This is a genomic window from Mesorhizobium liriopis, from assembly GCF_024053505.1.
Classification (GTDB): domain Bacteria; phylum Pseudomonadota; class Alphaproteobacteria; order Rhizobiales; family Rhizobiaceae; genus Mesorhizobium_B; species Mesorhizobium_B liriopis.
On sequence record NZ_JAMXQS010000002.1, the window covers coordinates 349686 to 371412 of the forward strand.

Sequence of the window (21727 nt, forward strand, 5' to 3'; positions counted from 1 at the left end):
CGCCCTTTTCCTTGAACTTAAGCCGCCTGCTTGGCCTTCAGTTCCAGCCGCCGCTTGTGCAGAACGGGTTCGGTGTAACCGTTGGGTTGGGCGCGGCCCTGAAGCACGAGATCGCAGGCTGCCTGGAAGGCGATCGAGTTGTCGAAGTCGGGTGCCATGGGCCGGTAGTTGGCGTCGCCCTCGTTCTGCCGGTCGACAATGGCCGCCATGCGCTTGAGCGTCTCGATCACCTGGGTTTGGGTGCAGACCCCATGCTCCAGCCAATTCGCGATGGCCTGGGATGAGATGCGCAGCGTGGCGCGGTCCTCCATCAGGCCGACATCGTTGATATCAGGCACCTTGGAGCAACCCACGCCCCCGTCGATCCAGCGCACCACATAGCCGAGAATGCCTTGCGCATTGTTGTCGAGCTCGCTCTGGACTTCTTCCGCGCTCCAGTTGGGGCGCACAGCGACAGGCACGGACAGGACATCGGCGAGCTTGGCCTTCTCGCGGGTCTTCAGCCTGTCCTGCACCGCCCCGACATCGGTTCGGTGATAGTGCACCGCATGAAGCGTGGCGGCGGTCGGCGAGGGCACCCAGGCGGTCGAGGCACCGGCTTCCAGCTGCGCGCCCTTTTGTTCGAGCATCGCCTTCATCAGGTCGGGCATGGCCCACATGCCCTTGCCGATCTGCGCGCGGCCTTTCAGGCCACAGGCGAGCCCTGCATCCACGTTCCATGCCTCATAGGCCTTGATCCAGGGTGCGGCCTTCATGTCGCCCTTGCGGATCATCGGCCCCGCTTCCATGGCCGAATGGATCTCGTCGCCGGTGCGGTCGAGGAAACCGGTGTTGATGAAGAACACGCGGGAGCGGGCCTGGCGGATGCATTCCCTGAGATTGACGGTGGTGCGCCGCTCCTCGTCCATGATGCCGATCTTGAGCGTGTCGGGCGTTAGCCCCAAGAGCTCTTCCACACGCGCAAACAGCTTGACCGCGAACGCCACCTCGTCGGGCCCGTGCATCTTGGGCTTCACGACATAGACCGAGCCGGTTTCGGAATTGCGCGGACCCGATGTCTTCTTCAGATCATGCAGCGCGATCAAGGCGGTGATGGCCGCATCCATGATGCCTTCGGGCACGTCCGAGCCGTCGGAAAGCCGGATCGCAGGATTGGTCATCAGATGCCCGACATTCCTGACCAGCATCACCGCGCGCCCCTTGGCGGTGAGTGCGGAGCCGTCGGGTGCCGTGTAGTGGCGGTCTTCCGCTAGGCGGCGCGTGAATGTCGTGCCGCCCTTGGATACGTCTTCGGTGAGGTTACCTTTCATCAGGCCGAGCCAGTTGCGATAAACGGCGACCTTGTCCTGCGCATCGACGGCCGCCACGGAGTCCTCGCAATCCATGATGGTGGTAAGTGCGGCTTCGAGCACCACGTCGGCCAAGCCCGCGCGGTCCTCGCTGCCGATCGGGGATGCCTTGTCGATCACGAGCTCGATGCCGAGCCCGTGTTGGCGCAAAAGCAGATGCGTGGGCGCGGAGGCGTCGCCCCGATAGCCAACAAACAGTGCCGGATCAGCCAGCGTCGCTTCGCCGTTTGTGGTCGCGACCACCAACCCGCCATCGCGCACGCTGAGCCCCGTGGCGTCCGACCAGCTGCCCGAGTCGAGCGGCACGCTCTCATCGATAAACTGGCGCGCCCAGGCGACGACCTTGGCACCTCGCTTGGGGTTGTAGCCCCGGCCCCGCTCCGCGCCGTCCTCTTCCGGTATCGCATCCGTGCCGTAGAGTGCATCATAGAGCGAGCCCCAGCGGGCGTTCGCCGCGTTGAGCGCATAGCGCGCATTCATCACCGGCACGACCAGCTGCGGGCCGGCGAGGCTGGCGATCTCAGGATCGACGTTTTCGGTCGAAACACTGAAAGGCTCGCCCTCCGGCACGAGGTAGCCGATGGCGCGCAGGAAACTCTCATAGGCGGCAAGATCGACGGCCGCGCCGTTTTCGCGATGCCAGTGGTCGAGTTGATCCTGCAACGCGTCGCGACGCGCCAGAAGCGCGCGGTTCTCGGGCGCCAGATCGTTCACGAGAGCCGCAAAGCCCGACCAGAACGCTTCTGCCTCGATGCCCGTGCCGGGCAATGCCTCGGTTTCCAGAAAATCGACCAGCACAGGGTCGACCGTCAAACCGTTCTTCTCGATTCCAGACAATGGCTGGCCCTTCTCATGCATCGCTTGGCGGAGAAAATGCCTGCTGGATGCGATGGCGGCAATGGCAGCCGATGAAAAAGAGGCTGGTCAGGCGGCGGCGCCGCTCAAGCCCGGGGGCAGGCCGATTTCGAGTTTTGCGCCGAGCAGGCTGCGGATCAGCACCCGGTTGCGGCCCGCGCGCTTGGCCTCGTAAAGGCAGGCATCCGCTTCCGAATAAAGCTTCTCGAAATTCGAACGGTCGGCGAATGTCAGGCCACCGACGCTGACCGAAAGCGGCCAGTGCCCGTTCTTGGGCGAAAACTGAAGCCCGGCGATGGCCTGACGGATGCGCTCGGCGACGCTTTCGCACTGGCTCGGATGGGCGCCAGGCAGAAACACGCCGAACTCCTCGCCGCCGAGCCGGCCCACGATGTCGCCTTCGCGCAGACAATCCCTGATCGAATGCGCGATCAGCTTCAGCGCCTTGTCGCCGCTGTCATGGCCGAGCTGGTCGTTGACGGCCTTGAAGTGGTCGGCGTCGATCACGAGCATCGCGCCGGAACGCAAGTCGGCCTGCTTGGCGGCCTTCTCGAGATAGGCTTCCACCAGCATGGTGAAGGCGCCGCGGTTGAGAACCGTGGTGAGGCTGTCGGTGCAGGCGAGCTTCTGCAACTCCTCCTGCACGATGGCGAGCCGGCGCATCTGGAACATCAGCGCGAACAGCATCGTGCCTGCCAGCACCAGCGGCAGGAAGATATCGGTCAGGATCGCCCATTGAAGGGCTTCGGGCGACAGATGCGGGAAATTGAAGCTGTCCACGTAAAGGGCTGCGTCGATACAGAACAATGTGCCGACGATCGTTACCGCGAACACGCGCGGCCAGCCGGTGGGCGCAAGGAGCTTCATCATCGGTTCCAAAGAAAAGCAGGGCGTCTCCCGCGCCGTAGGGGTTGGAGACGAAAAACAATACACGGTCAGTGGTTGATACGAGCTTGCTGCGCTTCGAGTTTCCTCGGCGCTTCAAACGAGATCGAAAGAGTGGGGAAGGGGCTGGAACAGAGAGCGGGCTTGGGGTTTAGAAGGAACATGGTCTCGTTCTTCTCGCCCTACGCCCACGATTTCGTCCGCGTGGCAGCCGCCGTGCCGCGCGTGAACGTGGCCGACCCTGCATTCAATGGAGCGGAAACGCTCAAACTGATCGAGCGGGCGCATGCGGAACGCGTCGCGCTGATGGTGTTTCCCGAGCTTGGCCTGTCGTCCTACGCCATCGACGACCTTCTTCAGCAGGATGCGCTGCTCGATGCGGTGGAGGAAGAGCTCCGGCGCCTGGTGGAAGCGAGCCGTGACCTGTTTCCGGCCTTCGCCGTCGGCCTGCCCTTGCGCGTGCGCGGCCAGCTCTTCAACTGCGCAGCCCTCGTCCATCGCGGCCGCATTCTGGGCCTCGTGCCCAAATCCTATCTGCCGAATTACCGTGAATTCTACGAGAAGCGGCATTTCGCGCCGGGTGCTCATACGCGTGGTGAAACCGTGCGGCTGTGCGGCATGGACGTGCCTTTCGGTGTCGATCTTCTCTTCTGCTCGGTGGGCACCTGCGCCTTCACGGTCCATATCGAGATCTGTGAGGATGTCTGGGCGCCTTTGCCGCCTTCCACTTTCGCGGCCATGGCAGGCGCGGAAGTTCTGCTCAACCTGTCGGCTTCCAATATCACCATCGGCAAGTCCGAATCGCGGCACCTGTTGTGCGGTGCGCAGTCGATGACGGCTGTCGCGGCCTATGTCTATGCGGCGGCGGGTCCTGGCGAATCCACCACCGATCTCGCCTGGGACGGGCAGGCGATGATCTACGAAAATGGCGGCCTGCTGGGCGAAAGCGACCGTTTCGCGCCCGAATCGACCTTGACGGTCAGCGATGTGGATCTCGGCCGTCTTCGCCAGGAGCGGATGCGAACCGGCTCCTTCGGCGATTGCGCGCGTGCCAACCGGGCCAGTGCGCCGGTCTGGCGCACGGTCGAGTTCACGCTGGACGCACCAAAAGAGGCACTGCCGCTTTGCCGCGACGTCGAGCGCTTCCCTTACGTGCCCTCGAACCCGGCCAAGCTCGCCGAGAACTGCTACGAGGCCTTCAACATTCAGGTACAGGGCTTGGCCAAGCGCTTGGAGGCCACGCGCACGGAGAAGGTCGTGATCGGCGTTTCCGGTGGGCTCGATTCCACGCATGCCTTGATGGTCATCGCGCGCGCCTTCGACCGGCTCAAGCTGCCGCGCGAGAACATCCTTGCCTTCACCATGCCCGGCTTTGCCACTGGCGACACCTCCAAATCCTATGCCTGGGGGCTGATGAAGGCGGTGGGTGCGACGGCCGAGGAGATCGACATCCGCCCCGCTGCGAAGCAGTTGCTTGCCGATATGAAGCACCCCTTCGCGAGGGGCGAGCCGGTGCATGACGTGACGTTCGAGAATGTGCAGGCGGGCCTGCGCACCGATTACCTCTTCCGCCTTGCCAACCATCACAAGGGTCTGGTCGTCGGCACGGGCGACCTCTCGGAGATCGGCCTGGGCTGGTCCACCTATGGCGTGGGCGATCACATGTCCCACTACAACGTCAACGCGTCCGTGCCCAAGACGCTGATCCAGCATCTGATCCGGTTCGTGGCGGATTCGGGCGATGTTTCACACGAGACGGCACAGCTTCTGCGCGAGGTTCTGGGCGCGACCATCTCGCCCGAACTCGTGCCGGCGCGCGAGGGTGAGCCGATCCAGTCCACGGAAGCCGCGATCGGTCCCTATCCGTTGCAGGACTTCAACCTTTATTACACGTCGCGCTTCGGGTTCCGTCCGTCCAAGACGGCTTACCTCTCATGGAACGCGTGGAGCGAAACGGGGACGGCCAACCAGCGGAGCCTGGGGAACCTCCAGGCCGAGCATGGCGCCTACAGTCTGGCGGAAGTCCGCAAATGGCTGGAGCTCTTCCTGTTCCGCTTCTTCACGATCTCGCAGTTCAAGCGCTCGGCCATGCCCAATGGCCCAAAGATTTCGTCGGGCGGCTCCCTCTCGCCCCGCGGCGACTGGCGTGCGCCTTCCGATTCCGCTGCCGGTCCCTGGCTCGAAGAACTCAAGAAAGTGCCCGAGCAGGAATAAGCGGAACACTTCCTCCAAGCCGTCTTTAGATCGAGCCGGCTAAGGAGGAAGTGGTGGCGAAAGCAGAGATCAAGGAACCGGCAGCAGGCAAGACGGCACTGATCCTCATCGACATGGTCAATCATCTCGATTTCGAGGGCGCGTCCGACATGGAAGCCGCTGCCAAGAAGGCGGCCGAACGCATCCTTTTGCTGCGCGACGAGGCCGACCGGCTCGGCGTGCCCACTGTCTATGTGAACGACAATTTTGGCCAGTGGCACTCCGAACGCTCGAAGCTCGTGGCGCATGCCACAGGCGAGGGGCGGCCCGGCCGTGAAATGGTCAGGCGCATCGCGCCGCGCGACAACGATTTCTTCGTCATCAAGCCGCAATTCTCGGGCTTCTACGCCACGAACCTGCCCGTGCTGCTGCCCAAGCTCGGCGCCAGCCGCCTCGTCTTGACCGGCATCGCCGCCGACATCTGCGTCCTCTTCACCGCGGCCGACGCCCATATGCGCGAATACGAGCTATGGGTACCCCGCGACGCCGTCGCCGGTGAAAGCGAGCGCCGCACGAAATGGGCGCTCGAAATCATGCTGAACAGCATGAATGCCGAAACGCGGGGGACGGACGAGTTCTCATTGAAAGAGTGGGTTGGGATGGCCTGACAGCAAAGCGTTGCCGAGCCCACCGTGGACTTGCGCGCCGGACGCTTGCATGGTCGTAGGCATGTTCCCCTCCGCTGGAAACTTCTTATGTCCCATTTTACCAAGGTCCTCATCACCGGTGCCGCTGGCGCGCTCGGCAAGGAACTGCGGCACTCGGCTTTGAGGCTCGGCGGCTCTGTGCGGCTGACGGATCGGATCGCGTCCGAAGATCTGGCCGATCACGAGGAGGACATGCCGGTCGATCTGGCCGATTTCGATGGGGTGATGCAGGTGGTCGAAGGCTGCGATGCGATCGTGCATCTGGGCGGCCAGTCGCGCGAGGGCACATGGGAAGCTGTGCTCGATTCCAACATCAAGGGCACCTACAACATCTATGAAGCGGCACGGCAGCACGGGGTTGAGCGGATCGTCTATGCGAGTTCGGTCCATGCCACCGGCTATTACGAGCGCAACGAGACGATCGATGCCAAGGCGCCGCAGCGTCCGGACAGTCTCTATGGCGTCTCAAAATGCTTCGGCGAGGACCTGTCGCGCTATTGCTTTGACCAGTTCGGCATCGAAAGCGTTTGCCTGCGCATCGGCTCGTGCTTTCCGGAGCCCGTCGATCGGCGGATGCTGATCACATGGCTATCCTACGGTGATTTTCGCCAGATCGTGGAACTGAGCCTGTCCGCCCCGCGCGTCGGCCATATGATCAGCTTTGCCACATCGGACAACCGCGAGCGCTTCTGGAACAACGAGGCGGCGAGCGTGCTGGGGTATCGGCCGCAGGATTCGGCAGATGACTATCGCGAGAAGGTGTTCGCGGCGACGGACCAGGGGCATCCGAACGATCCCGCCGTGCGGTTCCAGGGCGGGAGCTTTTGTGCCGTCGGGCATTTCGAGGACGAGTAGGAAGGCGGGGCCTGCCGGTAACGCTGCTGAAGTCGGCCACGTCCCCCTCACCCTTTTGCCCCTCCCCACAAGGGGAAGGGAGGACGTGAGCGTCGTGTTCGACCTCGAAACTTGGTACCCGGCTTAAACGCTGCTCGGCTCATCCGACAGAGCCGACCACCACGCTGCCTATTTCGACTTGCCGCCCTTCTTGCCCAATTCGCTCTGCGCGGCAGAGGACTTGCGCGCGTTGGATTTGCCTTCCTTGGCGGCCTTGGCATTGGCTTTCTGCGCGGTTTCGCTGCCCTTGCCCTTTTTCTCGGTCATTGCTTGCTCCTCGTGACGGGTCGCTGAGAAGCTGGAACCCCGCCAACGGTTCCATGCGCGGTCAGAACGCGTAGCGGACGCCGCAATAGGGCATCGTTTCCTTCATCCATGAGAGCAATTGGTTGAGCCAACGGCCTTTCCAGCCGTGACGATAGCGCAGGTTCACCATGCCGCTTTCGCTCCGCTTCTGTTCCTGGATGTCGGGCCGCCACAAGAACTCTTCGGCGCGCGGGTGCCAGTCCATGTTGACAACATGCAGGTCCTCATTGTGGGTGAGCATGATCACCTCGCATTTGAGCTGTGCCTTGGCCTTGGGCGAAAGCTGGTCGTCGATCGCCTGGAACAGCTCGCGCCATTCCTGTTCCCACGCCTCGTGGACGATCACCGGCGAGAAATTGAGATGCACCTCGTAGCCGGCTTCCACGAAGGGGTTGATGGCGGCGATCCGCTCGGCAATCGGCGTGGTGCGCACATCGACCAGCTTCGCCATGCGCTGGGGCATCAGCGAGAAGCGTACGCGCGTCTTGTTCTGCGGGTCGTAATCGAGGAGATCCATGTTGACATGCTTGGTCGCGAACGAGCCCTTGCCGTGAGGGATGGTACGGAAGGCGGCCACGAGATCGCGCACATTGTCCGACACCAAGGCATCGACCGAAAGATCGCCGTTCTCGCCGAGATCATAAACCCAGTGGGTCGGATCGACGCTGTTGGGCTCCAGCTTGGGGCCGAGCTTCTCCGTGTGGCGGGCGATGGCGCGGGTGATGCCGTCGATATTGACGAAAACGCTGACGGGGTTCGCATAGCCTTTGCGGCGCGGCACGTAGCAATAGGAACACGCCATCGCGCAGCCGTTCGACGAGGACGGCGCGATGAAATCGGCACTTCGTCCGTTGGGCCGCATGGCAAGGCTCTTCTTGACGCCCAGCACCAGAACCTCGCGCTTGATGCGCAGCCAGTCCTCGGCCCGGGTGGCATCCTCGAAGAGGGTCGGGATCTTCCAGTGGCTTTCGACCTCGATCCGGGCCGCGTCCGGAAAGCGCGCGAGCACGTCGCGCCCGCGCGGAAACTCGCGCACGGCGGGCTCGAGATAGATGGTTTTCGGGTCGAGAAGGTGCTCGCGCTCCATGCCTCGAATATAGGGCGCGGGCGGCTGCTTTTCCCTAGTCAGCCACACCAAACAACGTTGCGGCATCGCGCTTCAGGGCGGCGCGCGAGTCCTTGCGGAAATACATCATATGCCCGCCCTCGTAAGTGGTCAGCCGGATCGGCGCCGCGCCTTCAAGGCTCGGCAATTGGTCGATGAGAAAGCGCGAGGACGTGTAAGGCGTCACGAGGTCGGCAAAGCCATGGGCGATCAGCACACCGAGATCGGGGTTGAGCGAGCGCGCTTTCTGGATATCGGCGAGCACGCCGGCGAAGCCTTGGCGGGTGCTGCTCGTGCCATAGTCCCATTTGCCGCTGATCTCGCCATTGAGCAGACGGTAGGAAACCGGCGTGCGCCAGTTCAGATCCTTCTGCACATAATCGACGAAGAGCGAGGTCAGCACCGGAACGCTGCGGTCGAGCACCGGGTCCGGCGTCTCGCTGCGCAAACTGTCGGGCGCGATATCGGGCGTGGTGATCGTGCCGTCATAGAGGCTCAGCACCTTGCCGGTTTGCCGCTGGAACTCGCGGGCGAAAACGGATGCCGGGATGCGCGCATAGTTGCGCCGCACGAGGTCGAGGGGGAGGCCGGTGATTTCGGCGACCCGCTCGGAGGCCTTGTCGCGTCCGGCTTCGAGACCCGAAGCGAGTGCCGTGACGTAATCGCCTCTCGCATAGCGCTCGACCTCGTCGAGCCGACGCTTGAGTTCGTCACCATGCACGCCTTCGCCTTCGAGCTTGGTGGCGGCCATGGCCGGCAGTTCGAACGCATATTGCCAGAGCAGGAAATCATCGCCGCGCAAAAGCGCGAATTCGAGCGCGGGCGAGATCAGGACGATGCCCGATGGCGAAAGGCCGACATCCTCCTGAAGCGTACGCGCCAAAAGGGCTGCCCGGAACCCGCCATAGCTTTCGCCCGCGAGATAGAAGGGCGAGCCGGTGCGGCTCGATTGCGAAAGAAAGAGCCGGATGAAGGCGCCCATCGACGAGGCATCCTGATCGACGCCCCAGAAGTTCTTGGTGTCGTTGCCCGGTGCCTCGCGGCTGTAGCCGGTCCCGACAGGATCGACGAAGACGAGATCGGTCATGTCGAGCCAGGTATCGGGATTGTCTTCGAGGCTTTGCGGCGGCGACAGGAACGAGCCGTCTGGCGCAGTTCTGACCACGCGCGGCCCGAGCGCCCCGATATGGAGATAGGCCGAGGCCGCGCCGGGGCCCCCATTGAAGACGAAGGTGATCGGACGTTTGGCGTCGCCCTTGGGCTTGCGGGAATAGGCCGTATAGAAGATTTCCGCCGTCACCGCGCCATCGCCGCCGAGCAGGGAAAGCGTGCCGGTTTCGGCCTTGTAGTCGAGCGTGCCCGCCGGTGTGGTGATCGAGTGCTCGGTGGTGGAGGGCTGCGGCAGAAGCGAGAGCACGCCGCCGGTGGGCGCAGGGCGCTCGGCGGCGAGCACCGGGTTCGCGGAAACGAGGAGAGCAAGGCCAAAGGCCCCGATGAAGTGGCGTGCGGGCATCGAAAAATCCGCTCTCAATCGGTCGCGGTGGAAGGGGAGGAGGGCTTGTCGCGACCCTGACGGAACGGCTCGGTATCTGCCTTCAGCTTGTCGAGCCCGTTCGGCACCACGCTCGTCGCGCGAACCATGCCGCCGCAGCCGGACAAGAGGAGTGCCGTGCCCAAGAGAAGAACGGCACGCCGCATCAGCGCGCCACCGAAATGTCGATTTGCACTTTCTCGTTGCGCTTCAAGTCGAAGGCGGCTTCATCGAAGCGGGGCGCGCGGAAGCGGGGACGGGCATTGTTGCTGACGCCCCAGGCCTCCTTCGGAATGCCGAGGAGATTGGTATCCTGCTGGCCGTTGGCGTTCTCGTCATGCGAAACGGCGACCGCGTAGCGGCCGGCGGGAAGGTTCTTGAAGAAGCAGGAAACGGGCGAGGCGTCGGCGGCGATCGTCTGCGTTTCGACGGCTCCTTGGTTGCCGGGGAAGCCCGCAGGATTGTCGAACAGCGCGCAGCCTACGGTTCCCGCCCCCGAGGGCAGGTCCTCGACGGCCACCGTGATCGAGCCTGCGAAGGCAGGAAATGCAGAGAGACCCGCAAAAAGGCTCAGGCCCAAGCCGAGCAAATTTCGTTTCGCGAGAGCTGCCGTCATTCGAGACCTCCGGGTGACCAAGGTCGAAGCTAGCGCGCCGACCGAACCGTGCGAGGGGTCTCGTTGATCACGTCACCGTGGCAGTCTTGCGACCGCGCCTGAGCAAAAGCAATTTCAGCAGAAATGCGCAGCGGCTTCGCGTAGGACATCGCGCAAGAGAAAAAACCCACGTGCCGCGCGGGAGCGCGCGTCTCACTGCTCCATGAAGGCGCGGTTCATGCTGTCGCGGATGGGGCGGGTCAGATAGTCGAGGAAAGTGCGCTCGGCGGTCTGGATCATCACCTCCACGGGCATGCCGGGCGTGGGCGAGAAGTTGCGCACGCGGTGCAGCTCTTCAGGCGAAAGCTTGATGCGGGCGAGATAGACTTCCTGCATCCGGTCGGGCGTGGCGTCCGTCAGCGCATCGGCAGAAACGTAATAGACCTCGCCATTCAGCACCGGCGTGGTGCGCTGGTTGAGCGCGGATAGTCGCACGGTGGCGTGCTGGCCGAGCTTGACGACATCGATATCCTTGCGCTGCACCAAGGTCTCGATGATGAGCGGTGCGTCCGAGGGCAGGATCTCGGCGATCTTCTTGCCGCTTTCGATGACGCCGCCGGCGGTGTGATAGTACATACGCACCACGACGCCATCGACCGGTGCGTTGATGGTCGAGCGCTTCACCACATTCTTCGCTTCGCGCGCCTGCTCGCGCACCGCGTCGAGCTCGGACTCGGCGGTCTGGAGTTCGGCCAGCGCCTGCTGGCGCAGTTCGGTCGTGGTCTGTTCGGCCTGCTGGGTGTATTTGTCGGACTGCGCCTTGGTTTCCGACATCTCCGAATCCAGGCGACCGATCTGGCCGTCCGCATCGGCCATGGCGCGCTGGATGGCTTTCACTTCCGTGGCGCGGATCAGGCCTTGCGAAAGCAGCGTCAGCTTGCCGGCATATTCCTCCTTGAGAAGCCCGAGTTGGGTCTGCATCGAGGAACGCTGGCGGCCGAAGCCTTCGGTGCGGAAGTCGAGGGCGGCGACATTCTGCTGAAGCAGGCCAATCTCTGTCTGGAGCCGCGTCTTGGCGGATTCGAAGCTGGCCTTGGTGCTTTCCACGATGGCTTGCACCTCCGGATCGCCCTCGTTCTCTGTGACGATCTCCGGGAAAGCGACATGGGGCCGCCCCTGCGCCTGCGCCTGGAGCCGCGCGACATTGGCTTCGAGGCGGGCCTGGCGAAGGAATAGCTGGCGCTGCTTCACTTGGGCCGCCGTGCCGTCGAGCTTGATGATGGGCTCGCCCGCCTTCACGCGGTCGCCTTCGTTGACGAGCAGGTCCTCGATGATGCCGCCCTCAAGGTGCTGCACGACCTTGTTCTCGCCGGTCGCCACGAAGCTGCCGGGCGAAATCACGGCGGCCTTCAGCGGCGCGATCGAGGCCCAGGTGCCGAACCCGCCCAAACAGACCACGCCGAGGATCAGGCCCAGCACGAGATGCGGCCGGATCGAGCGTGGCACATCGGAATACCAGTCGATGTCGTGAACGGCGTCAGCGGAAGACATGGCGGATCAGCCCGAATGCTGGGTGGGAATGGCCTGGCCCGTCTTCTGGGCGATGGCGTTGAGCACGTCCTGTCGCGTGCCGAACATGGCGATGGTGCCGTTCTGCATGAACAGGATCTTGTCTACGACGCGCAGGAGCGAGGGCCGCTGGGTGATGGTGATCACCGTGGTCTTGTTCTGCTTGGCATGCGCCAGCGCCTTCAGAAGGGCCGTGTCGCCCGCGCCATCCAGATTGGAGTTCGGCTCGTCGAGCACGATCAGGCGGGGATTTCCGAAGAATGTTCGGGCGAGCGCGATGCGCTGCTTCTGTCCGCCCGAGAGCGGCGAGCCGTCAGCCGCAATCACCGTCTCGTAGCCTTGCGGGAAGGTGGAGATCAGCTCGTGCACGTCGGCCAGGACGGCGGCGCGAAACACCTCCTCGTCTTTCGCATCGTCGCGCATGCGGGCGATGTTGGCCTTGATCGTGCCGGGAAAGAGCTGCACGTCCTGGGGCAGATAGCCGATATTTTCGCCGAACTGGCGCGGATCCCAGTTGCGCAGGTCCATCAGGTCGAGGCGCACGGCACCCGAGGTCGGCAGGATCGAGCCCACCAGCATCTTGCCGAGCGTTGTCTTGCCGGCACCCGAATCCCCGATCACCGCGAGCGAGTCGCCGGGTGCTAGGGAAAACGAAATCCCGTTGAGCACCACTTTCTTGGTGCCTTGGGGAACAAAAAGAAGCCGCTCAACATCGAGCCTCCCTTGGGGGCGAGGGAGCTTGAGGCGCTCGAGGTTGAGCGGCGAGGCCTGCAGCAGCTGAGAGATGCGGCTGTAGGCCGAACGGGCATGGATGAAGGCATTCCAGCCTTCGATGGCGCCCTCGACGGGGGCAAGCGCACGGCCGGCGATGATGGAGGCGGCGATCACCATGCCGCCCGTCAGCTGGCCTTCGAGGGAGAGCGTGGCGCCCCAGCCGAGCATGGCGATCTGCACGAGCAGGCGCACGGCCTTGGAGATCGAGGACGAGATCACGTTGCGATCCTGCGCGATCACCTGGGCTTTCAGCGAACCCGCCGTGTCCTTGCCCCAGATGCGCACGGCTTCGGGGATCATGGCGAGCGCGTTGATGATCTGCGCGTTGCGCGACATGGCATCGAGATGCAGGTTCGCCCGGCTCTGATGCGCATTGGCCTCGGCAAAGGGCTTGTGTGTCCATTTCTGGTTGAACCAGGCGATGATGAGCAGAAGGATGGCACCGACCAGGACGATCGCGCCCAGATGCGGATGCACCAGGAAGACCACGATCAGGAAGAGCGGCGCCAAAGGCGCATCGAGAAACGAGAGCAGCGTGCCCGAGACGAGAAAGCCACGCAGCTGCTGGAGGTCGCCCAGCGTCTGGTACTCTTTGCCATTGGAGTGCAGCGACGCGCGGGCCGCCGCGCCGAGAATGGGCGCGCCGAGCTGGACCGCGATCTCCACGGCCGTGCGCATCAGGATGAAGCGGCGCACGGCATCGAGGGCCGCGTTGAGCAGCACCGCGCCCACGATCACGAGCGTCAGCATGGCAAGCGTGTCGAGCGAACGGCTGGTGAGCACGCGGTCGGAAATCTGGAAGAGATAGACGGGAATGGCCAGCACCAGTGCGTTGGTGGCGAGCGTGAAGCCCATCACCACCATGAGGTTGCGCTTCACCGCGCGGATGCCGCTCTGAAGATTGTCGGCGAGGTTCACCGGCCCGAGCCGGCGGTGGAACACGCTGTCCACCTTGTTCTCGTTGGCGGGCGCCACCATGCGCACGGGGCGGTTGGCCTCGGCCTTGATGGGGCCGGTGTCGGCGTCGATGGTCTTCACTGCACCGGGTGCGAAGGCGGGTCCGGCGGCTCTGGTCTCCTCCGCGACATCCGGCTTGCCGGCCGATGCCGTGCCTGGCGTTTCGGTCGACGTTTCGGGAACCGGATCCGCTTCCTCCTCGGCCACTCTGGCCGGCTCGGAGGCTTGGGCCGGAACGGCAGCGATCTCGATGACCTTCGCCTCGGCAGGCTGCGCTTCCAAGGGTTGAGCCGGCAGAGGACGTGGGTTCTCCAGCGTTTCGACGACCACGTCGCCGCTGAGCCTGGGTCTTGCGGCAATCGAGGCGCTGCGGAGTGCCTGGATCGCGGATTGAACGTCGCGGATGGCTGAATTGGTTGCTGCCATGACTGCGCGTTCTTTCGCTGAATGGGTCATGAGAGCACGCTCTGCATGATGTCGTTGTGGCCTGCATGCGCCCCGGCATTGGCGCCGGCCGCGCCCGAATGGCCGGTCGTGTCCGCGCCATGATCGGGACCGAGCAGCCCGTCGCCCAGAAATACCACCGCCTCGTTGACGAGGTGGTCCGCGTTCTGCGCGCCGAGCACCGGATTGGTTGCGATGATGTCGGTTTGAATGAGGATTTCGTCCGTGTATTTCTCGCCGCCCACATAGGTCTTGCCGGTGGAATCGACATCGAAGATGCCGGCGATGTTGACGAGCGCGTTGGAGCCGGTGGAAACCGACCAGTCGGCTCCGGCACCCGCCAGCCCCTTGTTCATGGCAAGCGCGACCTGATCGGAATCGCCCAGCACGTTGGTTTGCGAGACATAGTGCAGATCGTAGAGATTGCCGGAAATGTAGAGCACGCGCAGGCCGACGAGCCCGGCAAAGGCCGAATCCTGAAGCACGTCGGCCGAAAGCGTCTTCTTGCCGGATGCGAAGTCGTCGAGGGTCGACCTGTATCCGTCCGACAGCGCGCCGAAGCGGTCGGCACCGCCGATAGTGGTGATCGCGGCCTGGTTCCACAGGAGGTTGTCGTGGGTAGAAAGTTGCCCCGCGCCGCTCGTGGAGAAGCTCTTCACCGCGCCGACGATGTCGTCATCGAGCAGCACGTTGATCTGCTTGATGACGGACGCCTCGATCAGGCTGCCGCCGACCAGGATCAGGTCGAAATACTTGCCGAGATTCGTGAAGTCGAGCGTGTTGAAGAGTTTGTTGTCGCCGGTCGAAAGCGTGGTCGTGACGCCCGACGACGAAACGATCATGCGGTCCTGATCGGTGATGAGGTTGAGCTGCTTGGTCCAGTTCATCACGGTAAGATCGCCGGAGATCTCGGTGACCGCCCAGAATTTCGGGAACGCGGTCGTGTCTGTCACCGGCTTGGCCGGACTGGACGCATCGATGCGGTTGAAGCTCGCGAGGTTGAAGGTGGCGCTCGCCTGAGGCGCGCTGTTCCAGCTGGAAAGCGTTTCACCCACCGCATCCGTGTCGGAATAAACGTTCACTTGAGCGATCAGGTTGAGCTCGAAATGATCGCCTTTCACGGCCGTCACCGTGCCGAACAGGCTCTTGTTCGTGTCGAAGGCCTCGTTGACCAGCATGTTGCCGCCGGCGGAAATCTCGACGGAAGCCTGCGGAAGAGGCGCGCCGCCCGATGCCGCCTCGCCATGCGCCGACTGCAAGGGTCCGTTGATGCCGCCGCTCACACCGGATGCAGCAGGGTCGCTGTGGTCCGGCGCATCGCGCAGGGCCAGCGGCATATGGTCCTTGAGGGTCGGAAGCGTTCCGGCCTCCACACCATTGAGATGGAAGCCTTGCGCGGCTTCGCCGGTTGCCACGAAAACCGTGGTCGTGGTGTTGCCGTCGGTGAAGCTCGTGGAGCTGCTGGTCTGGCCGTCATCCATGTGGCCCGCGGCGAAGAGGCGGGCCGTGTCGGCCATGCTTTCGATGAAGTCACCGATCGAGGCGCCCCCCGCAGGCATGCCGTGCTCGTCGAATGACAGGAATGGGTCGGCGGCCAGTGCCGCCTTGGCAAGAGAAGCGAGCTGCGCGCCGCTGTCGATCATGTTGCGCAGGCCCAGGCCATGGCCACCGACGCTCGCATAATCGTTGTCGGCGAGGAAATTTTCCTGAACGAGCTGGAGAACCGTCGAGCCTGGCGGCGTGATCTCCGGCACTTCACCATGGCGCACCAGATGCAGCTCCGCGTCGAGAAACGGATGCGGGCGTGCACCGTGCGGGTGATAACCCCGCAGGCCAATGTCGTGAACGGGAATCGCGACAGGCGAGACACCGGACCCCACCCCCTCCTTGAGGACATCGAACCGTCCCGGCACGTAATGCAGGCCGGGTTCAGGGTCGTCGAGATCGTATGGACTGCGGAAGTGAAGCTGGTCGACCCCGTCTTTGGGATCATGTTCGGCCTTGGCCTTGGCCAGACGGAACTCCTGGTAATCCTTTCGGTGGCGTGCGCTTTCGTCGGCAAGGTGGAAGAGCCCGACGAAGTGGGCGATCTGCTCGGAAAACTTGTCCAGGATCATGGGGCGCTCCTCCGTGTCACTCCCGGGCCACTTGATGGGGCCCGTTGGGGAGGTGAAGCCGCGCGAGGGGTGCCCCGCGCGGCTTCCTGTCAGTGCTGCGGCCAGGCCGAGCTTAGGCGTCGTCGCCGATCGCGGTGTGGTTGTAGTCGCCGCCCACCACGGTCAGGTCGACCGTGTTGCCCATCAGGTTGGCGCCCATCACGATGCTCTGGTTGAAGGCCGAGGTCTCGACCAGCGCGGAGGCCGCGGCCGAGGACGTGCCGGCGATGCTCATGTCGCCGGTGTTGCCCGCGCCCCAGCTGCCGGCATCGCCACCCAGGCCGCCATCGCCGTGGGTGATGGAAGCGAGGCCACCGAAGCCGCCATTGCCGCCGGAGGCGTCGCCACCGAAGGCGTCACCGGCAGTCGGCAGGACGATCGTGTCGCCGCCGAAGGCCGAGCCGCCGAAGCCGCCCGCGCCGCCGAAGCCCGAGCCGGAGCCGGTCCCGGTGCCGCCGGCACCCACATCCGCCGTCGCGTCGCTCGCGCCGCCGGCACCACCGGTGCCCCCGAAGCCGGCATCGCCGACTGCGCCGCCGATGCCCGTGCCGCCTGCGGACGAGGTTGCCGCACCGACATTGCCGCTATCCGCAGCGCCGCTGGCACCGACCCCGCCGGTGCCGAAGCCGTTGGAGGCCGCGTCACCCGAAGTGCTGGTGTTGTCGCCAGCGCCACCGGCGCCGCCGCCGGCCGTGCTGCCAGCACCACCCGAACCGCTGCCGGTGCCCGTGCCGCCGGTGCCGCCGAGACCGCCCGTGCCGTCGCCGCTTTCGCCGACACCGCCACCCACACCGCCGAAGCCGCCGGCTCCGCCAGCACCGCCGCCGGTGAAGAGCCCGCCGGAGCCACCTTCACCGCCAGCGCCACCGGCGCCACCCGCTCCACCCGTGCCGCCGTCGCCACCGGTGCCTTCGCCGCCGGCACCGCCGGCGCCGCCTGCACCGAGACCAAGGCCGACGCCCAGACCGAGTGAGCCCGCATCGCCGCCTTCGCCGCCCGTGGCCGAGCCGTTGCTGGTGCTGTTCGCCGAGCTGCTGCCGCTGCCTGCGCCGCCGGTGGCGTCGCCGCTATCCGCGTTGCCGCTCGTGCCGCCCAGCGCACCGGAAAGGCCGAGGCCGAAGCCCGCGCCCCCCTGGCCATTGTTGTCGCCGCCATCGGCATTGCCGCCGGTGCCGCCCGTGCTGCCGGCAAAGCCCAGTCCGAGGCCGAAGCCCGTGCCGGTGCCGGTGCCCGTGCCGTCGCCGCCTTCGGCGCCATTGCCGGCAGTGTTCTGGCTGCCAAGCCCGAAGCCGAGTGCTGCGCCCCCGGTCGCACCGCCCGCCGTCGCCGCACCTGCGCCACCGAGGCCGCCATTGGCTTCACCGCCCCAGCCGCCTGCACCGCCCGCGCCGCCCGCGCTGATGCCGGGGCCAGCCGTCGCCGTGCCGCCATAAGCGCTGCCGTTCTGGTTGAACTCGGCATTGTTGGAAACGGTCGCGCCGGTCAGGATGTCGTTGTCGGCGAGATGCGCGGTCTGGGCGATGTTGAAGGCATTGTTGCCATCGCCATTCAGCGAACCGTTCAGGAAGTCGCTGAAGGAAACGTCGTCCCCAGGATTGTACGAGATCTCGCCATCATGGTTGACGAGCAGCGTATCGACACGCGCCCCGCCCGACAGGTCGATGTCGTTGCCGTCATTGTCGGTCGGCAGATAGCCGCTCATGTCGAAACCGACATCCACGCCCACATCGACATTGGTGGTCGATGTGTTTTCGTTGGTGTTGGTGCTCGTATTGGTGTTGTCGCTGGAATTGGCGTTGAAGTTGCCGTTTCCGTTGAGGCTGAGATTACCGTTCAGGTTGCCGTTGAGATTGCCGTTTCCGTTCAGGTTCTCATTGGTGCTCGACTGGTACTGATCCTGGCCCTGACCTTGGCCCTGCCCCTGATCCTGCGTGGAATCCTGGGTCTGCCCCTGCGTCGAAGACTGGGTCTGATCCTGATCCGAAGACTGGTCCTGCGTCTGATCCTGGTCCTGATCGTGACCAAGCCCGAACAGGCTGAAGCCGTTGCGTGAAGACATCGTCGTTTCCTCGAAAATGCCCCGAGGCCGCACCATTCATCTTTTAAGGTGCGTTTCGCCCATGGGCCGTTGCGTGTTTCGGAGGCGGCGCATGGCGGCAATGGATGACTGCCTGCACCATGTCCCTACGCTGCACTGAAAGGAGGACTGCCCCCGCTCCCTGTTGTCCTTCCCGCTCAAGGACTTGCCTGAAAGAGACGAGCCCTCACCGGCGCGACGCGGAACTAGAGACCGGAAACGCGAGCAAGACAAACACGGCTCGCAGGGAAGGAACGCTCCGACCGTGTTTGATTCAGTGCAGACGAGATAGTCCGGAATTGGAGCTAGCCCGGAGGGCGTATCAACGACTTCGGCTAAGGGTAAGAGTAGGTCTGTGCGGCATTTGCAGGGTGCCACCGAGGCGGAGACATGCTTTATGGTCCTGCCCGTATCTCGCATGTGCGAACAGATTTCATTTCAGAAAATTCAGGACAAGAAGCGTTCTGGCGCAAGTCCAAGAGAATGGCGGAATTTTCTTCGGCAATGCAAAGGTTCTCCCAGTTGATCTAAATCATCGGATTTGTTGGGCGGGACGAGCGGTGCGTTTTCTTCTGTGCTGGCGAAACTAATCGACCAAAGAGGTAGAAGGCGTCGATAGTGGATCGGCCTGAAAAATATTAATCATCTTGCATCGGGAACGATGCTGTTCGCTCGATCACGCATGGATGCAGTGAGGCATGGCATGGATGCCAGCGAAGAGATGATCATGGAAGAAAGGCGCCGTGCCCTGCGCACCTATTGGGGGTTGCCCGCGCGCAAGACCCTGTTGTTCATTCACCCCTTCGACACCGTGGCGGATTGCTTCATCCACGCTCTCGAACAGGAATATCCTTGGCTGTCGGTGGAAACGGTGATCGGCTGGCGCGGCGTTCCGGCGGCGTTCAAGGACCCCGTGGCGCTGGTTCTCGTGGACAGCCGGCTTGCGGCCGACGTGGAGATGGGATTGGCACCGCTGCGCGAAAGCCAGCCCAACCTTCCCTACGCGATCGTCTGCGACGATATTCGCGACATCGCCTTTTCGGTCGGCGACTTCATGCCTTCGGAATTGATGCGGGGCCTCTTGCCGATGAACATGAAGCTCGACCTCTGGCTGTCCGTGGTCGGGCTGATGCTGCATGGCGGCGACTACTACCCGCCGGCTCTGCTCAAGGCGATCATCGGTCGCCCCGACAGTCCGGCGCCGCTGCTGCCCATCACGGTTCCGAACGGAACCGAAGGCGAGAAGACGAAGGCGCGGCAATGGAACAATCTGACCGAGCGCGAGCAGCAGGTGCTCGCCTCGGTCGCCCGCGGCACGCCGAACAAGCTCGTGGCCACTGAGCTCGGCCTGTCCGAGCACACGGTCAAGATTCACATTCACAACATCATACGCAAGCTCAAGGTCCACAACCGCACGGAAGCGGCCGCCCTCTACCTTCAGGCAGTGTCGCAAGAAAGGCGTCGGCACGATGGCGAGAGCTGAACTGCCGATGGCCGGCGCATCGCCCAAGGGCGGACAGACCATCGCCGATCCGAGCGTGCCCGATCCGGCCATGCAGCACATCCTGCTGCTGGTCGGGCAGCTGAACTACACCTGGACCAACACGGAAAGCCTGCTCATCTACCTGATCGCAGGGCTCGCCGGCGTGGACAAGGAAACGGCGATCGTCATCTTCCTGACGCTGAACACCACGCGCGCGCGGCTCGACCTCGTCGAGCGCCTCGCAAAGCTGGCCAAGACGAAGCCCGCATGCCGGAAGGACGTGCTTGACGTCACTGCCAATCTGTCGCGGCAACAAAAGCTGCGCAACAAATACAATCATTGCGTCTACTCGTTCGACGAAACCGGCAAACTCTCGCATACCCAGCTGATGCGCATCGTCGATACCACGCGCGATGTCCGCTACGGCAAGGTGGAGGCCGTGGACGATAGCGAGATGGCCCGCATCCGGGCCTCGATCGGCGAGATCGCGGAAACCAACCGCGCCATCTGGGAGATCGTGCGCCGCTACGGCTTTCCGCACTGACTGGCGCGTATCAGGCGGATCAGCCCTTGGGCGAGCATCACGCCGACAAGGCCGCCTGCGATCTTGACGCCCAGGTCACTCCACTGCCCATGCCGTTCGGGCACCAGCGTTTGCAGCCCTTCAAGGATACCCGCGCCGGCTGCGACCACCAGAACAGCAAGCCAGGGGCGCCGAGGGTAAGCCAGCGCGAATGCGATGCCGAGCAGAAGGAAAGCCAGGCTGCGCTCGATGCCGACGGGTCCCACATGGGGGCGCAGGCCGATCGGGCCGATGGTGACCGCGGCAACCAGCGCCAGCAGGCACCATGCCGCGAGCTGCAGCCCGAAGCCCAGACGGGCACGCGTCGAAGAGTTGAACAATGGCATGAGGAGCGGGCGTTTCCGGCAGAATCCTGCCGTCAGCTACTCCGCATCTAGCCTCGTGGGCAACTGGCAATGGTCGCGAAAGCGCGCCGCGGCTTCTGTGCGGTTGTTGGTGCCCATCTTGTTGATGATGTTGTGCACGTGGATCTTCACGGTATGCTCGGAGAGGTCGAAGGCAGCCGCGATGGTCTTGTTCTGTGCGCCTTGCGAAACCATTTCCAGCACCTGCATCTCGCGCCGTGTGAGATCGAAGAGCTTGGTGTCAGGCCCGGTCGCGGGCGGGCGCCGGAAGGGCGCAGGGCCGTGCCGCATTGAAGCCGATTGGGCCAGAAGTGCGGGCTGAAGCAGGCTCAAGGGAAAATACTCGCCGCCTCGCAGCATCAGCCGCACCACGGATAGCCAGATGTCGAGGCGCAGGTTCATCGGCAGCACACCCCGCACGACCTCGAGGTCGAGCAGTTGCTGAAGCGAGGCGGAGCGGCGGTCGCCATGCTCGATGAGCACGGTGATCGAGTTGGGATGCCATTCCGGCAGGAGAGCCGCGAACTCACGTTCCTTCTGGAAGATCGGCATGTCGAGCATGATCAGCGAGACCGGCTGGTCGAAAGCGCGCCACGCGGCATTGACGTCCTCGACCGCCTCGATGCGAAGCCATGGAAATTCGCGTTCGAGTGCGTGAACCAGGCTCTCGGGCAGCGTCCCGATGGGACCGATCACGAGAAGCGTTCGCCGCGCGCCACTGACATCGACGCGCCGATGCACGGAAAGCGCCGGCTCGGGGCCAGCACCAACGGAAACGATGCCGCTCGCTTCCTGTATTTCTCCGGTGACATTGCTCATCGGTCCGCCGCAGCTTTGTTGTCGACCGACCATAGCCTCGCACCCAGGCGCTTGAACGACGGATAAAGGTGGAAGTCCGGGGCGGCGGTCATGGACGATAT

18 protein-coding genes are annotated in these 21727 nt (G+C 64.0%); 5 read left to right on the plus strand and 13 right to left on the minus strand.

The window, feature by feature from the left end; genetic code table 11:
- Positions 1–17 precede the first annotated feature (17 nt).
- Both NGM99_RS04735 and NGM99_RS04740 read right to left on the minus strand, forming a co-directional pair.
- Complete coding sequence (locus tag NGM99_RS04735; protein ID WP_252816491.1) at positions 18–2186, minus strand: malate synthase G; 2169 nt, start codon at positions 2184–2186, stop codon at positions 18–20.
- An 87-nt stretch (positions 2187–2273) separates the two neighbouring features.
- The gene (locus tag NGM99_RS04740; RefSeq protein ID WP_252816493.1) at positions 2274–3071 is read right to left on the minus strand and encodes a GGDEF domain-containing protein; all 798 of its coding nucleotides are present in this window, start codon (positions 3069–3071) and stop codon (positions 2274–2276) included.
- A gap of 180 nt (positions 3072–3251) precedes the next feature.
- On the opposite strand from NGM99_RS04740, the gene NGM99_RS04745 reads away from it, so the two are divergent.
- The 3 genes from NGM99_RS04745 (at position 3252) to NGM99_RS04755 (ending at position 6844) form a co-directional block, all read left to right on the plus strand.
- Entirely contained in the window at positions 3252–5303 is a 2052-nt protein-coding gene (locus NGM99_RS04745; protein WP_252816495.1) for an NAD(+) synthase, read from the plus strand.
- 53 nt (positions 5304–5356) lie between these two features.
- Positions 5357–5950 carry a cysteine hydrolase family protein gene (locus NGM99_RS04750; protein WP_252816497.1) on the plus strand — a complete coding sequence of 198 codons (594 nt, stop codon included), beginning with the start codon at positions 5357–5359 and terminating at the stop codon, positions 5948–5950.
- An 87-nt stretch (positions 5951–6037) separates the two neighbouring features.
- Entirely contained in the window at positions 6038–6844 is an 807-nt protein-coding gene (locus tag NGM99_RS04755; RefSeq protein WP_252816499.1) for an NAD-dependent epimerase/dehydratase family protein, read from the plus strand.
- 168 nt (positions 6845–7012) lie between these two features.
- Here NGM99_RS04755 and NGM99_RS04760 read toward each other — a convergent pair whose 3' ends face one another.
- The 9 genes from NGM99_RS04760 to NGM99_RS04800 form a co-directional block, all read right to left on the minus strand.
- Positions 7013–7150, minus strand: coding sequence for a hypothetical protein (locus NGM99_RS04760; RefSeq protein WP_252816501.1), 138 nt, complete (start codon positions 7148–7150; stop codon positions 7013–7015).
- 61 nt (positions 7151–7211) lie between these two features.
- Positions 7212–8276 carry a spore photoproduct lyase family protein gene (locus NGM99_RS04765; RefSeq protein WP_252816926.1) on the minus strand — a complete coding sequence of 355 codons (1065 nt, stop codon included), beginning with the start codon at positions 8274–8276 and terminating at the stop codon, positions 7212–7214.
- Positions 8277–8310: 34 nt separating this feature from the next.
- A complete protein-coding gene (locus NGM99_RS04770) occupies positions 8311–9807 on the minus strand; it encodes a S10 family peptidase (protein ID WP_252816503.1) in 1497 nt (498 codons plus the stop codon).
- Between the two features lie 14 nt (positions 9808–9821).
- The gene (locus NGM99_RS04775) at positions 9822–9992 is read right to left on the minus strand and encodes a hypothetical protein (protein WP_252816505.1); all 171 of its coding nucleotides are present in this window, start codon (positions 9990–9992) and stop codon (positions 9822–9824) included.
- Positions 9992–10441 carry a DUF2141 domain-containing protein gene (locus tag NGM99_RS04780; protein ID WP_252816507.1) on the minus strand — a complete coding sequence of 150 codons (450 nt, stop codon included), beginning with the start codon at positions 10439–10441 and terminating at the stop codon, positions 9992–9994. The genes NGM99_RS04775 and NGM99_RS04780 overlap by 1 nt, the downstream gene beginning before the upstream one ends.
- Positions 10442–10633: 192 nt before the next feature.
- Positions 10634–11971 (minus strand): HlyD family type I secretion periplasmic adaptor subunit, encoded by a 1338-nt coding sequence (locus NGM99_RS04785; protein WP_252816509.1) that lies wholly within the window; start codon positions 11969–11971, stop codon positions 10634–10636.
- Positions 11972–11977: 6 nt separating this feature from the next.
- Positions 11978–14146 carry a type I secretion system permease/ATPase gene (locus NGM99_RS04790; RefSeq protein ID WP_252816511.1) on the minus strand — a complete coding sequence of 723 codons (2169 nt, stop codon included), beginning with the start codon at positions 14144–14146 and terminating at the stop codon, positions 11978–11980.
- Positions 14147–14172: 26 nt separating this feature from the next.
- On the minus strand, positions 14173–16281 hold the full coding sequence (locus NGM99_RS04795; RefSeq protein ID WP_252816513.1) for a type I secretion protein: 2109 nt from the start codon (positions 16279–16281) through the stop codon (positions 14173–14175).
- A gap of 112 nt (positions 16282–16393) precedes the next feature.
- Positions 16394–18379 (minus strand): hypothetical protein, encoded by a 1986-nt coding sequence (locus NGM99_RS04800; protein ID WP_252816515.1) that lies wholly within the window; start codon positions 18377–18379, stop codon positions 16394–16396.
- 721 nt (positions 18380–19100) lie between these two features.
- On the opposite strand from NGM99_RS04800, the gene NGM99_RS04805 reads away from it, so the two are divergent.
- Positions 19101–19880 (plus strand): response regulator transcription factor, encoded by a 780-nt coding sequence (locus NGM99_RS04805; RefSeq protein WP_252816517.1) that lies wholly within the window; start codon positions 19101–19103, stop codon positions 19878–19880.
- Between the two features lie 70 nt (positions 19881–19950).
- Positions 19951–20424, plus strand: a complete 474-nt coding sequence (locus tag NGM99_RS04810) for a hypothetical protein (protein WP_252816928.1) — start codon at positions 19951–19953, stop codon at positions 20422–20424.
- Here the strand turns inward: NGM99_RS04810 and NGM99_RS04815 are convergent.
- Both NGM99_RS04815 and NGM99_RS04820 read right to left on the minus strand, forming a co-directional pair.
- Positions 20406–20789, minus strand: a complete 384-nt coding sequence (locus NGM99_RS04815; protein WP_435371389.1) for a VanZ family protein — start codon at positions 20787–20789, stop codon at positions 20406–20408. The two genes, NGM99_RS04810 and NGM99_RS04815, sit on opposite strands and share 19 nt — an antisense overlap.
- 36 nt (positions 20790–20825) lie before the next feature.
- Positions 20826–21626, minus strand: coding sequence for a helix-turn-helix transcriptional regulator (locus NGM99_RS04820; protein WP_252816519.1), 801 nt, complete (start codon positions 21624–21626; stop codon positions 20826–20828).
- Positions 21627–21727: the final 101 nt, after the last annotated feature.